At 68.0% G+C, this 14,304-nt stretch carries 13 protein-coding genes and 1 tRNA gene; 8 read left to right on the top strand and 6 right to left on the bottom strand.

From position 1 onward, the window contains the following. Positions 1–196: 196 nt before the first annotated feature. From CA833_RS10945 to CA833_RS10935, 3 genes are all read right to left on the bottom strand, one after another. Positions 197–1,204 carry a helix-turn-helix domain-containing protein gene (locus CA833_RS10945; RefSeq protein WP_207078041.1) on the bottom strand — a complete coding sequence of 336 codons (1,008 nt, stop codon included), beginning with the start codon at positions 1,202–1,204 and terminating at the stop codon, positions 197–199. A 193-nt stretch (positions 1,205–1,397) separates the two neighbouring features. Then, entirely contained in the window at positions 1,398–3,674 is a 2,277-nt protein-coding gene (ptsP, locus tag CA833_RS10940; RefSeq protein ID WP_142635359.1) for a phosphoenolpyruvate--protein phosphotransferase, read from the bottom strand. 213 nt (positions 3,675–3,887) lie between these two features. Next, entirely contained in the window at positions 3,888–4,043 is a 156-nt protein-coding gene (locus tag CA833_RS10935; protein ID WP_142635361.1) for a DUF465 domain-containing protein, read from the bottom strand. Positions 4,044–4,354: 311 nt separating this feature from the next. Between CA833_RS10935 and CA833_RS10930 the strand changes: the two genes are divergently transcribed. After that, positions 4,355–4,552 (top strand): YdcH family protein, encoded by a 198-nt coding sequence (locus tag CA833_RS10930; protein WP_142635363.1) that lies wholly within the window; start codon positions 4,355–4,357, stop codon positions 4,550–4,552. Positions 4,553–4,727: 175 nt separating this feature from the next. Further along, complete coding sequence (locus CA833_RS10925) at positions 4,728–5,213, top strand: DUF1465 family protein (RefSeq protein WP_207078040.1); 486 nt, start codon at positions 4,728–4,730, stop codon at positions 5,211–5,213. A gap of 20 nt (positions 5,214–5,233) precedes the next feature. On the opposite strand, the gene glpK is transcribed toward CA833_RS10925, so the two are convergent. Next, positions 5,234–6,718: a glycerol kinase GlpK gene (gene glpK / locus CA833_RS10920; RefSeq protein ID WP_207078039.1), complete on the bottom strand. Its 1,485-nt coding sequence runs from the start codon at positions 6,716–6,718 to the stop codon at positions 5,234–5,236. Positions 6,719–6,779: 61 nt separating this feature from the next. Between glpK and CA833_RS10915 the strand changes: the two genes are divergently transcribed. The 4 genes from CA833_RS10915 (at position 6,780) to CA833_RS10900 (ending at position 10,034) form a co-directional block, all read left to right on the top strand. Next, positions 6,780–7,667: an MBL fold metallo-hydrolase gene (locus tag CA833_RS10915; protein WP_207078038.1), complete on the top strand. Its 888-nt coding sequence runs from the start codon at positions 6,780–6,782 to the stop codon at positions 7,665–7,667. A 95-nt stretch (positions 7,668–7,762) separates the two neighbouring features. After that, complete coding sequence (locus tag CA833_RS10910; RefSeq protein WP_142635373.1) at positions 7,763–8,482, top strand: hypothetical protein; 720 nt, start codon at positions 7,763–7,765, stop codon at positions 8,480–8,482. A 125-nt stretch (positions 8,483–8,607) separates the two neighbouring features. Next, positions 8,608–9,594, top strand: coding sequence for a quinolinate synthase NadA (nadA, locus tag CA833_RS10905; protein WP_207078037.1), 987 nt, complete (start codon positions 8,608–8,610; stop codon positions 9,592–9,594). Between the two features lie 353 nt (positions 9,595–9,947). Continuing rightward, a tRNA-Leu gene (locus tag CA833_RS10900) sits at positions 9,948–10,034 on the top strand. 239 nt (positions 10,035–10,273) lie between these two features. Here the strand turns inward: CA833_RS10900 and CA833_RS10895 are convergent. Continuing rightward, positions 10,274–11,188 carry an NTP transferase domain-containing protein gene (locus CA833_RS10895; protein ID WP_207078036.1) on the bottom strand — a complete coding sequence of 305 codons (915 nt, stop codon included), beginning with the start codon at positions 11,186–11,188 and terminating at the stop codon, positions 10,274–10,276. A gap of 177 nt (positions 11,189–11,365) precedes the next feature. Between CA833_RS10895 and CA833_RS10890 the strand changes: the two genes are divergently transcribed. Further along, a complete protein-coding gene (locus CA833_RS10890; protein WP_207078035.1) occupies positions 11,366–12,082 on the top strand; it encodes a response regulator transcription factor in 717 nt (238 codons plus the stop codon). Here the strand turns inward: CA833_RS10890 and CA833_RS10885 are convergent. Further along, complete coding sequence (locus CA833_RS10885) at positions 12,072–12,638, bottom strand: GNAT family N-acetyltransferase (RefSeq protein ID WP_207078034.1); 567 nt, start codon at positions 12,636–12,638, stop codon at positions 12,072–12,074. The genes CA833_RS10890 and CA833_RS10885 overlap by 11 nt on opposite strands. A 324-nt stretch (positions 12,639–12,962) precedes the next feature. Between CA833_RS10885 and CA833_RS10880 the strand changes: the two genes are divergently transcribed. Continuing rightward, complete coding sequence (locus CA833_RS10880) at positions 12,963–14,303, top strand: family 1 glycosylhydrolase (protein WP_207078033.1); 1,341 nt, start codon at positions 12,963–12,965, stop codon at positions 14,301–14,303. Position 14,304 lies beyond the last annotated feature (1 nt).

Here is a 14,304-nt window from a genome sequence, read left to right as displayed (position 1 = left end):
CCGTCTCGGGCCGCGCCCGCTGACACGTCATCAAGCCCGGCCCTTGAAGCCCCGCCTCTCAAGCGCATTCCCGCCTGCGAGTGCGCCATCGGGCGGCGCCGGCCGCAGCCGTCCTGGACCTTCGGGGCCGAACCGCACATTAACCAAGCCTCTCCGGCTAGGGGTGCCGGAAGATCCCCGCCCTGTCGAGGCGGGCTCAGTCGGAAGTCGTGGAAAGCGGCGAAGGCGCCGCCACCGGGGCGCTCACGCCCCCGGCCGCAGGCGCGGCAACCTCGCCCGCGGTCAGCGGCACCGAGGCGCCGCTGGCCGGACGCCGCGCGGGCACGCGGGGGGCCGCGGCCTGCGGAGCAGGGGAAGCCGCGCCGGAAGCCGCATTCGGGGCGCCGCTGGCGGCAGCCTGCGGATGAGAACGCGCGTCGAGGTCCGCCGGGGTCAGCGACACGCCCGACATCGTCATCGGCTTGTCGGCCAGTGCCGGGATCGCCCGGCCGCCCACCGTCAGCGCCAGCGCATCGGGTCGGCCGGTGCGCAGCTGCGGCGCCTGGGCGTCCTGCGGCACGGTCCAGCTTTCACCCTTCTTGAGTTCGGTCTCGACCAGGCGCTTGCCGCTGCCGTCGGTGACACGCAGCCAGACGCCGTCCTGGGTCGCGGTCAGCACCACTGGCCCCGTCGCAGGCGCGGGCGCCTGGGGTGCGGCGGGCACCGGCACGGCCACCCTGGTCGGCGCCGGGGCGGGCTTGGGCGAAAGCAGGTCGGGCAGCTTGCCCTCGGGCGAGAGATAGCTGCCCCAGAACACCACCAGCAGCACGATCACCACCAGCGCGCCGGCACCGGCAAGCCAGGCCAGCCGCGCCGAAGGCACGCGCGCCGGGTCGCCCGGTTCGAAATGCGGCACCACCACCTGCTCGCGGCCGCCTTCGGCTTCGAGCTGGCGGCGCACGATCTCGGCGATTTCCTTCTCGTCGAGGCCCAGCGTGCGGGCATAGGCACGCGAGAAGCCGACCGCATAAGTACGCGCGGCAAGGTCACCGAGCCGGTCTTCCTCGATCGCGGCGAGATGACGCTCGGCGATCTTGGTCTGGGCGGCGATATCGGCGCGCGTCAGCCCGGCGGCCTCGCGCGCACGGACGAGCACCGTACCTATCGTCGTCGTCGCCTGCTTGCCAGCCTGCTCGATCGCTTCTTGATTCTCGACGTGTTCCATTCCGCTCCCGAGGGGAATTCGCTAAAAATGACAATTCCGGGTCCGGATCGTTTCCAAACCGGGCACGCCCCCAAAGTCAATCGGGGACGAGACCGTTGTCCCGGAATTCTGCGGCGGATGCGACCCCGTTCACGCCGAGTAACATTCCTTCAAGACGAAGCGGTGTCAATCGGCACCGCGGCCTAGCCCCCGATCAATCGACAGCGATGTCGCGCGCGGCGGCCCAGGCCGTGAGTTCCGCGCGCAGATCGACCGGCGGCTGGGCCAGCCACTGCGCCACCGCCGCCTCGATCTCGGCAAGGTCGACCTTGCCGATCAGGTCCTTGATCGGGCCGACCGAGGCCGGGGTGATCGACAGGCGGTGGATGCCGATGCCGAGCAAGGCCAGCGCCTCCAGACGGCGCCCGCCCATCTCGCCGCAGACGGCGATGTCGACATTGTGACCCTCGCAGCTTTTCACCACGCGGCGCAGGAAGCGCAGGATCGCCGGGCTCATCCAGTCGTAACGCTCGGCCAGCTTCGGGTTCGAACGATCCGCCGCGAAGAGGAACTGGGTAAGGTCGTTGGTGCCGATCGAGAGGAACGAGATCTTCGGCGCCAGCACGTCGAGCTGCTCGGCAAGGGCCGGCACTTCCAGCATGACGCCGTAATGGATCGCCTCGGGCAGCACTTTCTTCTGCTTGCGCAGATAGGCCAGCTGGCCCTCGAACACCGCCTTGGCGGCATCGAACTCCCAGGGCTCGGCCACCAGCGGGAACATCACGTGCAGCACGCGCCCCGCCGCCGCTTCCAGCAGCGCCCGCGCCTGGACCTTGAGCAGCCCCTCGCGCTCGAGCGCGACCCGCAGCGCGCGCCAGCCCATCGCCGGGTTTTCCTCCCCCTCGCCGTCGTCGTGGCGCAAGTAGGGCAAGGTCTTGTCGCCGCCGATGTCGACCGTGCGGAACTTCACCGGCCGGTCGCCCGCCGCATCCATGACATCGCGGTAGAGCCGGGTCTGGCGCTCGCGCGAAGGCAAGGTGGCGGAGACGAGGAACTGGAACTCGGTGCGGAACAGGCCGATGCCGTCGGCGCCGGTCATCGTCAGGTTGGCCAGATCGTCGCGCAGGCCGGCATTGATCATGACCTGCACGCGGGTGCCGTCACGCGTGGTGGGATGCACGTCGCGCAGCGCCGCATAGGCGGCCTGACGCTCGCGGCTCTTGGCAAAACGCGCCTCGAAGGCCTCGGTCACCCCGGCGGGCGGGCGCACCATCGCGCTGGCCTGATCGGCATCGAGCAGCAGCTGGTCCCCCTCGCGCACCACCCCGCGCAGCCCGCGCACGCGGCCGAGCACCGGAATGCCCATGGCCCGCGCAACGATGACGACGTGGCTGGTCAGCGAGCCTTCCTCGAGGATCACGCCCTTGAGGCGGCGCTTGTCGTATTCGAGCAGTTCGGCCGGGCCAAGGTTGCGCGCGATCAGGATCGCGTCGTTCCTGAGGCCCATCGAGGCGGCGGTACCGAGCTGGCCGGAAACGATGCGCAGCAGCCGGTTCGCCAGATCCTCCAGATCGTGCATGCGGTCCGCCAGCAACGGATCGTCGATCTGGCGCATGCGCATGCGGGTGCGCTGCTGCACCCGCTCGATCGCGGCTTCGGCGGTCAGGCCGGAATCGATCGCCTCGTTGATCCGCCGCGTCCAGCCCTCGTCGTAGGCGAACATGCGGTAGGTCTCGAGCACTTCCTCATGCTCGCCGCCGACACCGAACTCGGCCTGGCTGGCCATGCGGTCGATCTGCTCGCGCATCTTGTCGAAGGCAAGGATCACCCGCTGGCGCTCGGCCTCGGTATCCTCGGCGACGATATGCTCGATGTTGACGCGCGGCTGGTGGTAGACCGCCACGCCCGAGGCGAGCCCCTTGACCAGCGCCAGCCCGCGCAGCTGCTGCGACCCCGACGTCAGCGAGCCGGGCGCGTTGACGTCCTCCTCGTCGACCAGATCGGCATTGGTGATCATCTCGGCCAGCACCATCGCGACCGTCTGCAGGGCCTCGATCTCGACTTCCTCGTAGCGGCGCGGCTCGACGTGCTGGACGCAGAGCACGCCCACCGCCCGCTCGCGCCGCACGATCGGCACGCCGGCGAACGAGTGGAACTTGTCCTCCCCGGTTTCGGGCCGATAGGAAAAGTCAGGATGCGCCGCCGCTTCGGCGAGGTTCAGCGTCTCGATCCGGTCGGCGATCGAGCCCACCAGGCCTTCACCCACCGCCATGCGGGTGACGTGCACGGCTTCCTGCGCGAGACCGCGCGTGGCGAAGAGTTCGAGCATGCCCTCGCGCAGCAGGTAGACCGAGCAGACCTCGCTATGGAGGCTCTCGCCGATCACTTCCACCACGTTGTTGAGCTTGGATTGCGCGTGATTACGCGACGCCATGACCTCGTGGAGGCTGGTGAGGATGTTCCGGGCTGCTTCGACGGCTCCGCTGGTCATGGGACCCGCGTAACCCAAAGCGCGCGCTTTGCAAACGCGCCGAACCGATGAAATGGGCTGTTATCGGAGAATTTCCGCCTGCTGGGCCGATTAAAGGATGGCAAGCGGCGGCAGCGCGCCTCGCTGGCGCGGAGAGGCGGCCCCGGCGGCCCCGTCACAAGCGTACGGCGGCACCTCAGGGAAGGTGCCGCCGCCGACACTTGGGGACTGCGCTCAGTGGCGCGACATTTCCTCCTTGAGCTTAAGCTTTCGCTTCTTGAGGGCCTGGATCATCACGGCGTCAGGCATCGGGCGGCTCAATTCGTCATGAAGCTGTCTTTCAAGACCGGCATGTTTGAGCTGCAGCGCGCTGACGTGTGGAGTATCCATGGACATTTCTCCTCTTCTCCGGGGGGTGGGCCGCACCCAATCCAGCCATCAAATGGGCTGAAGGCCGGAAATACCCGACGACCGAATGTTCTTTTTGCTGCCTTTGGGGCCGGCCTTGGAGCACGCCCCCGCGGACAACGTCTGGCGACTCGGCATCGTGTCGATGCGGCGCAAAACGGATCGAACCACATTCGCGGCATCTTGCGAAGATGGCGAATGCTTCATATCGGTGAACTGCGAGCTGCCTGCGCCGAGCGGGACGTTCCCAGACACCCATTCAGAACGGCCATTCGAGACTAGGGAATTCCGGCGTGACCGAAGAGGAAATGCGCAAGCGCCTGGAAATACTCAGGATCGAGCACCGCGATCTCGATGCCGCGATCGATGCCCTGAATACCGCCGGGGCCGGCGACCAGTTGCAGATCGCCCGCCTGAAAAAACGCAAGCTGCGCCTGAAGGACCAGATTTCGGTGATCGAGGACTACCTGATCCCCGACATCATCGCGTGATCGGGCGTGATCGGGGCCGCTGCGGCGCGGCCATAGACGCAAGGTCCGCCCGGCGGTTGCGGACCGCGCGCAAAAAAACCGATCGTTCCGTTCCTGAACATCGGGGGAAATAGCCTAGAATAGGCCCAGCCGGCCCGTTGCAGTGGCGCCGGCATTCGGAAATATCGGGCAGAGTATGTCGACCCCTTCCCCCATCAATCCGCGCATCGTCGAGGCCCTGTACCGCGAGGCCCTGCTGCTTTCCGACGACGTTCGCCAGACCTTTGCCCTGCCCTACCAGGCCCCGCAGCAGGCCCCGCAACAGGCCCCGCACCCGATCGAGGGCGACCTTGCCCGCGTCGCCCTGTCGAGCGAGGGCCTGCGCACGACCACCCGGATGATGCACGCGATTGCCTGGCTGCTGCACCACCGGTCCTATTTCATGGGCGAAATCAGCGAATTGCAGCTCAGGCGCAATGGCCGCCTGTCGGCCGTCATGCGCCAGTCGGACGCCCGCCACCTGGCCCTGCTGGAGCCTTCCGTCGTCGCCCTGGTGGAGACCACCCGCCGCTTCTACGACCGCCTGCTAAGGCTTGAAGGCAGCTGGAAACTCACCGGCGACAGCCCCGCAAGCGCCATCCAGCAGCTGCGCGAGCGGATCGAGCGCCGCCTCGCCGGCTGACCGCGAGAAACGCCCCGAACCTACCCTGAAGCGGCACAGAGCGCCTTTTCCCATGCCGCGATCCGCCGATCGCGCGCGTCTGGCGCCATGGCGGGCATGAAACCGCGCCGCTGCCCCGCCATCGCCGCTGCCGCCGCCTCCAGATTCGCGAAAAGGCCCGCCCCGCTCGCCGCCAGCATCGCCGCCCCCAGCGCAGTGGTCTCGACAAGGCTGGGGCGCTCCACCGGGATGCCGAGCACGTCGGCGATGTCCTGTGCCATCCAGTCATTGGCGCTCATGCCGCCGTCGATCCTGAGGTGGGTCCAGCGCGCGCCGTCCGCCGCGAAGGCTTCGGCAAGATCGCGCGTCTGCATCGCCATCGCCTCCAGCGCCGCGCGGGCCAGGTGGGCGCGGCTGGTCGCGAACGTCAGCCCGGTGATCGCACCGCGCGCCCCCGCCCGCCAGTGCGGCGCCCCCAGCCCCGACAGCGCCGGAACGATGACCACCCCGCCATTGTCCGGCACCGAGCGGGCCAGCACTTCGGTCTCGCCCGCCGCATCGATCAGGCCGAGGCTGTCGCGCAGCCACTGCACCAGGCTGCCGGCCACAAAGACCGAGCCCTCCAGCGCATAAGTCCGCCTGCCGCCAACCTGGCACAGCACCGTCGCCAGCAGCCGGTGCCGCGAGGCGGGCACCGCCTCTCCCATGTTGGCGAGCACAAAGGCCCCGGTGCCATAGGTCGCCTTGGTCGCGCCGGGGACAAGGCAGCCCTGCCCGATCGTCGCGGCCTGCTGGTCGCCGGCGACGCCGGTGATCGGGATCGCCGCGCCCAGCAGTTCGGGCAGCACCGTGCCGAACCGGCCCGCGCTGTCGCACACTTGCGGCAAGGCCTGCTGCGGCACCGCAAACAGATCGCAGAGCCCCGCATCCCAGCTTGCCCCGTCGAGGGCCATGAGCGCGGTCCGGCTGGCATTGCCCGCATCGGTCCGGTGCGCGCCGCCGGTGAGTTTGAACAGCAACCACGAATCGACCGTGCCCAGCGCCAGCGTCCCCGCCTCTGCCGCCGCGCCCACTTCGGGCACATGATCCATCAGCCAGCGCATCTTGCTGGCCGAGAAGTAGGGATCGAGCACCAGCCCGGTTTTTGCCTGCACGCCCGCCTCGTGCCCGGCATCGCGCAAGGCCGCGCAGATCGTCTCGGTCCGCCGGTCCTGCCAGACCAGCGCGCGGGCAAGCGGTTCGCCGCTCACCTTGTCCCAGGCCACCACCGTCTCGCGCTGGTTGGCGATGCCCAGCGCCGCGATCCGCGCCGCCCCGCCCACTTGCGAGACCGCATGGCGCGCGCAGGCAAGCACGCCCTGCCAGATCTCCGAGGCATCGTGCTCCACCCAGCCGGGCTGCGGATAGTGCTGCGTCAGCGCCCGCTGCGCGGTGGCGCGCAAGGCGCCGTCCGCCGCAAAGACCATCGCCCGGTTGGAGGTTGTCCCGGCATCGATCACCAGGATCAGGTCCGCTTCGGCCGCCATCCGTTTACCTCTTCCATCGCCCGACCTCGACAGGACCAGCGCAAATCACCATATCGGCGCCATGAACGCCCCGGACCTCGCCGACAAGCCTTATGCCGTGACCGAGCGGATCGCCCCGCTGGTCCGCCGCGTGCTCGCGCGCAATCCCTCGCCGTTCACCTATACCGGCACGCAGACGTATGTGGTGGGCGACGGCCACGAAGTCGCCGTGATCGATCCCGGCCCGGCGGACGAGGAACATATCGAGGCGATCCTGGCCGCCGTGGGCGAGGCGCGCGTCGTCGCCATTGCCTGCACCCATACCCACCGCGACCATTCGCCCGCCGCCGCGCCGCTGAAGGCGCGCACCGGCGCCGCGATCATCGGCTGCGCACCGCTGACGCTGAGCGATGACGGCCCGCGCGCCGATGCCGCGTTCGACCCCGACTACACGCCCGACCGCGTGCTTGCCGACGGCGAGACGATCTCCGGCCACGGCTGGACGCTGGAAGCGGTCGCCACCCCCGGCCACACCTCCAACCACTTGTGCTTCGCGCTTGTCGAAACCGGCGCGCTGTTCACCGGCGATCATGTCATGGGCTGGTCCACCAGCGTCGTCTCCCCGCCCGACGGCGACATGACCGCCTATCTGGAGAGCCTGGCCAAACTCTACGAGCGGACGCAGGACACGGTCTATTTCCCCGCCCACGGCCCGGCGGTGGAGAAGCCGCGCCAGCTGGTGCGCGGCATGATCGGCCACCGCCGCCAGCGCGAGCGCCAGATCCTCAGGCAGATCGAGGCCGGAAATCACACGATCGGCGAAATGGTGCCGCTGATGTACAAGGGCGTCGACGAAAGACTATGGCCCGCCGCCGGACGCTCTGTACTGGCCCATCTTCTTGATCTGGAAAGAAGATGCCTTGTAAAGCGCGAGAACGACGGCTGGACCGCGATCGTATCGCATGGGTAATTCGTCGAATTGACGTATGACCTGAACCGGATTTCAAGTATTTCCCGCCCATCGTGAGAGATGGGACCCGCAGCGGCGGGATGAGGGGAGATACCATGGCAACGTTGCCTCGGGCGCGTTCCGGCGCCTTTTCGTTCTGGCAGAAGCTGGCGATTGGCCTTTCGCTCTTTATCGTCTTCTGCTTCGGCCAGTTCGCCTTGCGCGGCTTTGTCGATTACGCCCGCGCGCCGCTGGTCATGCACTTGCATGGGCTGGCGATGCTGACCTGGCTCGGCCTGCTGGTCACGCAGGCGCTGCTGGCCGGGAAAGGCGGCCCCGGCGGCCTCGCCATCCATCGGCGGCTCGGCTGGGCCAGCGCGGTCATGGTGCCGACGATCGTGGTGCTGGCCAGCGCGCTGTGCCTGACGGCGCTGCGGCTCGGCCTGTTCCCGCCCTTCTTCACGCCGGCCTATTTCCTCGCGCTGGTCCATGTCGACGCGCTGCTCTTCGCGCTGCTGGTGGGCATGGCGGTATCCCGGCGGCGGCAGGGCGACTGGCACCGGCGGCTGATGGCCGGTTCCACCATCCTGCTGATGGAGCCGGCGCTGGGCCGCCTGCTGCCGATGCCGCTGATCATGCCCTGGGGCGAATGGGTTTCGATGGTGATCCAGCTCGGCGTGGTCTGGCTGATCGTGCGCCACGACCGCCGGACCCTGGGCCACACCCATCCGGCGACGACCGCGGCGGCGATCACGGTCATTCTCGCCCACGTCATCGTCGAGCTGCTGGCGATCACGCCCCCGTGGATCGCCCTGGCGGCGCGCTTCACGGCGTAAGCGGCGCTTTTCGAGGCGCCTTGCACGTTTTGGCTTGGGCATTGCGGCAAGCATCCCTAGATAGCGCGGCGAATTCCGGCACCTGACCGGACTGGCCAGACCCCAGACGCAGAACGAGGGACACCATGACCGCAATTCCCGCCAACCTCTCCGGGCTCGACTTGCGCGCCGAGATCGAACGGCTGCGCAAGGAGCGCAACGCGGTGATCCTCGCGCACTATTACCAGCGCCCCGAATTGCAGGATCTGGCCGATTTCGTGGGCGACAGCCTCGAACTCAGCCGCAAGGCGGCCGAGACCGATGCCGACGTGATCGCCTTCTGCGGCGTGAAGTTCATGGCCGAAACCGCCAAGATCCTCAGCCCCGAAAAGATCGTGGTGCTGCCCGACATGGAAGCGGGCTGCAGCCTTGAGGATTCGTGCCCGCCGGAAAAGTTCGCCGCGTTCCGCGCCGCGCACCCCGATCACATCGCACTCACCTACATCAACTGCTCGACCGAGGTGAAGGCACTGTCCGACATCATCGTCACCAGCTCCAGCGCCGAGACGATCCTCCAGCAGATCCCCGCCGACCAGAAGATCATCTTCGGCCCGGACCGGCACCTTGGCGGTTATCTCAGCCGCAAGTTCGGCCGCGAGATGCTGCTCTGGCCGGGCGTGTGCATCGTGCATGAGGCTTTCAGCGAGACCGAGCTGCTCAAGCTCAAGGCCCAGCATCCCGATGCGCCGATCGCCGCGCACCCGGAATGCCCGCCGCACATCGTCGACCATGCGGACTATGTCGGCTCGACCAGCGGCATCCTCAACTATGCCAAGGCGATGGAAGGCCAGACGCTGATCGTCGCCACCGAGCCGCACATCATCCACCAGATGCAGCTGGCCCTGCCGGACAAGACCTTCATCGGCGCGCCCGGCGCGGACGGCAACTGCAACTGCAACATCTGCCCCTACATGGCGCTCAACACCATGGAGAAGCTCTACGTGGCGCTGCGCGACCTCGAACCGCGCATCGAGATCGACGAGCAGCTGCGCCTCGATGCCAAGAAGAGCCTCAACAAGATGCTCGACATGGCCAGCGGCACCGTGGGCAAGGGCGATCTCGGCAACCGCTGAGGCCTGAGCCTGGCTCCTGCCGACCATCCAGAGAACGGAACGCGTCATCCCGAAGCCGGGGTGACGCGTTTTTTCTGTCCGGCGCTGCGCATTCGGCAAAAATCTGCGTCGCCGGATGCGGGTTTTTCGCGGCGTGCGGAGACGATTCTCCCTCCCGCCACCACTTCGCTACAGCGACCGGCAATTTTCTTTCGCGGACAAAACCGCGGAATTCCGCCATTTCTCGCCGAAAAATCGAAAAAAGTGTGCCTGTTGATAAATAATCAGACCCGAATCGCTTGCAGGGTCCGGGGCTCCTTGATAGAGGCGCCCTCCTACCACGGAGCGGTTGCAAAACGGCTCCGGTTGATTGAGCGGTCGTGGCGGAATTGGTAGACGCGCAACGTTGAGGTCGTTGTGGGCGAAAGCCCGTGGAAGTTCGAGTCTTCTCGACCGCACCATCAGCTTTTTCAAAGCTGATCAGGAAGTGCAGGAACGGCTGAGTTCAGCCGTTCCTAGCTTCACAAACCCCCATCAGACATACTCCAGCCTTACCCCGAACGGGGTACTGCACGGCTAACCGGAAAACGGCTCTTCCGTCAGTCCGCAAGGATCGGCGACGCTGACTGCCCTTCGGAGCAGCCCTTAGGTTTCTGCCCGAGGAATCTGGACGCCTTGCGCCTGCAAAATCCGCTGCCGGTCAGGCGACGGCAGTCCGGGGGGCGCTCGCTTCCAGCCGGGCGGCCTCCTCGCGCCGTTCCAGCAGGTCGCGGACGATGGCGTAAGTCCGGTCGTCATCGACGTCGATGGCCTGGGTGCCGTCCTCGAGGATCACCGCGCGCACCCGCATGCCGAGGCGGCGCGAGGCGCGGGCCAGCGCACCGGCCAGCGTCTCCATGCCCAGCCGCACCAGCACCATGCCCATCATCCCCACCGCGCGGCGGATCCGGGCGCCTTCCTGTCCGGCCGCGCGGGTGCCGCCGAAGATGCGAACGGCGCCGACAAAGCGCGGCGAGGCCATGCCGTAGAGGTCGCAGGCCGCATAGTCACCGTCGTGGAGCGCGATGAAGCCGCGCCCGGCGCGCGGGTGCGCGGCCTCCACCGCCGCGCGCGGGGCGAGCGAGAAGGCGACGTCGGCGCTTTCCAGCGCGGCGATCATGGCGTCGATGGCCCCGGGCGAGAGCAGGGCATGGTCGGCGGTGGTGACCAGCACCGCGCCGTCCCATCCTTGCGTCGCGGCGCGCACGCTGGCGGCGATATCGGCCTGCGCCTCGACCAGCGCCACGCTGCCGCGCCCCGGCAGGCGGGTCAGCACGTCCCATATCGGATCGAATGCCTCACGCTCGACGCAGATCGCCAGGCTGGTCACGCGCGGGTGCTGCGCGGCGGTCTGGAGGACATGGGCGATCAGCGGCCGCCCGGCCAGCGGGATCAGGCAGCGGTGGCTTTCGGCAAAGCGGGCGGCCAGCGGGTCCCCGCCTGCGAAGCCCGAAGCGCCTGCGAAGGCCGAAGCGCCTGCGGAGCCCGAAGCGCCTCCCGAACCGGCACCCCGCCCGGCCAGCACGACCAGCCGCAGCGGCGGCAGGCCCTCGTCAGGATCGCGTGTCGTGTTCATCAGGGGAAACCGCAGGATACATCACCCGCCCAGCCTATGCCGACCGCATGTGACACCATGGTGACCGCGCGATTCGCGCCGGTAGCCAGGGAGATTGCTCCAGACCCGATCCAGCCGCGATGGCCGCGCCGCCACGATCGGCATAGACCCGGCACTTCCTGCATCCGGGAGAGGACCATGGAAAACCCGGCGACCCCCGATCCAGCTCGCGATCCCGTCCCCGACACTGCCCCACTCCCTGCCCTCTACGCGCCGGAGCGAGTCATCATCGTCGACGACCACGCGCTCGTGCGCGACGGTTTGCGCACCGTGCTGGAACAGGCCTTTCCCGCCTGCGAGATCCTCGATGCCGACGGTCTGGAACCCGCGCTCCACCTGCTCGCCACCGCGGGCGAGGCCGATCTGGTGCTGCTGGACCTGCTGATCCCGGGGATCGAGGGGCTCTCGGGGCTGGAGACCCTGCGCGAACGCTATCCGGCCACCCCGGTGGTGATCGTTTCCGGGGTGACCGACCGGCAGGTGGTCCTCGCCGCGCTGGCGGCCGGTGCGGCGGGATTCCTGCCCAAGTCGCTGCCGCGCGGCGCCCTCCTCGATGCCTTTGCCCATGTCCTGGCGGGCGGCATCTACGAACCGGAAATGGCCGCCGCCGACACCCCGTTTGCCGCCGGGGACGAGGAACGCGCGATCCACGCCCGCATCGCCGCACTGACGCCGCAGCAGCGGGTGGTGCTGGGCAAGCTGGTGGGCGGGCGGCTCAACAAGCAGATCGCCTATGAACTGGATGTCTCGATGACGACGGTGAAGGCCCATGTCTCGGCGATCCTGCACAAGCTGCAGGTGTTCAGCCGCACCCAGGCGGTGATCCTCGCCAACCGGGTGGGGTTCAGGGAATGACCGCCTCGGGCAGGCTCTGGTTCCCCTCGCCCAGCGCGCGCTGCATGACAAAGACGTCGAGCCACTTGCCGTGCTTCCAGCCCGCCGCCGTCAGCGTGCCGACCGGCAGGAAACCGGCGCGGGCGTGGAGCACCACCGAGGCCGGTTCGCTTTCGGCAATCACCGCAAAGGCCTGCCGGAAACCGCGCGCCTCGCACTGGTCGAGCAGCGCCCCCAGCAGCCGCCCGCCGATGCCGCGCCCCAAACTGTCCGGGGCGACATAGATCGTCGTCTCCACGCTGAAGCGATAGCCCGCGCGCGGGCCGTACCTATGGGCATAGCCGAAGCCGAGCACGCGCCCGCCTCCTGCCCCGGCCCGGCCCTCGTCCCCCTCGCGCACGACCAGGAAGGGATAGCCCGCCTCCAGCGTCGCGGTGATGCGGCGGCGGCTTTCCTCGAGGCAGGGCGGCTCGGTTTCGAATGTGGCCGTGCTTTCGAGCACGTAGTGCGCGAAGATGCTGGCAATGGCCGCCGCATCCTGCTCCACGGCGTCGCAAACTGTGAGTTCCCCGTTCATCCTCACAAACATGCCGTAAAGTACCTAGGCTCGCAAACTCTTAAACGGCGCCCGGACAATTTAGGACGATAGCGCCCGCTACCCCTTGCCAGCACTTCCCGAAACCGGACGATATTTCAAATCATTGCCCGATGACTTCGCCGACACGTCGGCACGCACGACCGACCGCGCCATCCGGCCCGCGCCCCCGCCGCCGCGACGACCGCCGTCCATTTGCGGGAGGGAACGCCCTGCACGGCTTGAACCGTGAATATAATTAGATTATCAATTCTAATAAATCGTGATCGGCCGAACACGGGCCGGCCAACCAAGCGGAGAGAATGCGTGATCGACCGTCGTACCATGCTGGCCGCAGCGGCCGTCGCCGCTGCCGGTTCACCGGCGTTTGCAATTGCCGGTGAACCGGCCCGGCCCCCGCGCCCGGCCGATCCCCGTTTCCCGCAAGGGTTCCTGTGGGGCGCGGCCACCGCCGCCCACCAGGTCGAGGGCAACAACGTGAACAGCGACGTCTGGGCGATGGAGCAGACCCGGCCCACGGTCTACGCGCAGCCCTCCGGCGATGCCGCCAACAGTTTCGCGCTGTGGCCGGTCGACCTCGACCTCGTGAAGGGAATGGGGCTCAACACCTACCGTTTCAGCCTGGAATGGGCGCGGATCGAACCGGCCAGCGGGCAGTTTTCGGTGGCCATGCTCGATCACTACAAGGCCATGATCGAAGGCTGCCGTGAACGCGGCCTCCATGCGATGGTGACGTTCAACCACTTCACCACGCCGGCCTGGTTCGCCGCGCTCGGCGGCTGGTCGAACCCGGACGCCCCTGCCCTTTTTGCACGCTACTGCGACCGCGCCGCGCGCCATCTGGCCTCCGGGATCTCCCATGCCACCACTCTCAACGAACCCAATCTCAGCGGCCTGCTCGACGTCGTCCTGCCCGGTGACATCGGTCCGCGCCTGCTGCAGGCCGACAAGGCCATGCAGGAAGCCGCCGCGCGCGACCATGCGGTTGCCCGCTTCCTGCCGGGCAATCCGCTCTATGTCGCCGACCCCGAGGTGGTGCAGGCCCATCTCCTCGCCGGGCACGGGCTCGGCCGCGCGGCGATCAAGGCCGCGCGCACGGACCTGCCGGTCGGCGTCAGCCTTGCCGTGATCGACGACCAGTCGGCAGGGCCCGGGAGCCTGCGCGACGAGATGCGCGCGCGGCTTTACCAGCCCTGGCTGGAGGCAGCGCGCGGCAACGACTTCGTCGGCGTGCAGAATTACGAGCGCACCGTCTGGAACAGCAAGGGCCGCCTGCCCGCACCGGCCGGCGCGGTGACCAACGACGCCGGATCGGAAGTCTACCCCGGCTCTCTTGCCGGTGCGGTGCGCTACGCCCATGCGGTGAGCGGGGTGCCGGTGATGGTGACCGAACATGGCATCAATTCCGCCGACGACACCAAGCGCGCCTGGCTGATCCCGGCGGCTCTTGCCGAGCTCAAGCGCGCGATCGAGGACGGCGTGCCGGTCCTTGGCTACATGCACTGGTCGCTGGTCGACAATTTCGAATGGGTGTTCGGCTACAAGCCGCAATTCGGCCTGCACACGCTGGATCGCACGACCTTCAGGCGCAGCCCCAAGCCCAGCGCGGCGGTGCTGGCCGGGATCGCGCGGAGAAACGCGATCTGAC

The sequence above is a fragment of the Novosphingobium sp. KA1 genome (assembly GCF_017309955.1).
Taxonomy (GTDB): domain Bacteria; phylum Pseudomonadota; class Alphaproteobacteria; order Sphingomonadales; family Sphingomonadaceae; genus Novosphingobium.
This window is presented reverse-complemented; position numbering and strand designations above follow the sequence as displayed.

What these genes read in the sequence shown, in the direction of transcription:
- CA833_RS10945 (WP_207078041.1), bottom strand. Translation starts at nt 1,204, where the DNA reads ATGGAACACGTCGAGAATCAAGAAGCGATCGAGCAGGCTGGCAAGCAG.
- ptsP (WP_142635359.1), bottom strand. Translation starts at nt 3,674, where the DNA reads ATGACCAGCGGAGCCGTCGAAGCAGCCCGGAACATCCTCACCAGCCTC.
- CA833_RS10935 (WP_142635361.1), bottom strand. Translation starts at nt 4,043, where the DNA reads ATGGATACTCCACACGTCAGCGCGCTGCAGCTCAAACATGCCGGTCTT.
- CA833_RS10925 (WP_207078040.1), top strand. Translation starts at nt 4,728, where the DNA reads ATGTCGACCCCTTCCCCCATCAATCCGCGCATCGTCGAGGCCCTGTAC.
- glpK (WP_207078039.1), bottom strand. Translation starts at nt 6,718, where the DNA reads ATGGCGGCCGAAGCGGACCTGATCCTGGTGATCGATGCCGGGACAACC.
- CA833_RS10915 (WP_207078038.1), top strand. Translation starts at nt 6,780, where the DNA reads ATGAACGCCCCGGACCTCGCCGACAAGCCTTATGCCGTGACCGAGCGG.
- CA833_RS10910 (WP_142635373.1), top strand. Translation starts at nt 7,763, where the DNA reads ATGGCAACGTTGCCTCGGGCGCGTTCCGGCGCCTTTTCGTTCTGGCAG.
- nadA (WP_207078037.1), top strand. Translation starts at nt 8,608, where the DNA reads ATGACCGCAATTCCCGCCAACCTCTCCGGGCTCGACTTGCGCGCCGAG.
- CA833_RS10895 (WP_207078036.1), bottom strand. Translation starts at nt 11,188, where the DNA reads ATGAACACGACACGCGATCCTGACGAGGGCCTGCCGCCGCTGCGGCTG.
- CA833_RS10890 (WP_207078035.1), top strand. Translation starts at nt 11,366, where the DNA reads ATGGAAAACCCGGCGACCCCCGATCCAGCTCGCGATCCCGTCCCCGAC.
- CA833_RS10885 (WP_207078034.1), bottom strand. Translation starts at nt 12,638, where the DNA reads ATGAACGGGGAACTCACAGTTTGCGACGCCGTGGAGCAGGATGCGGCG.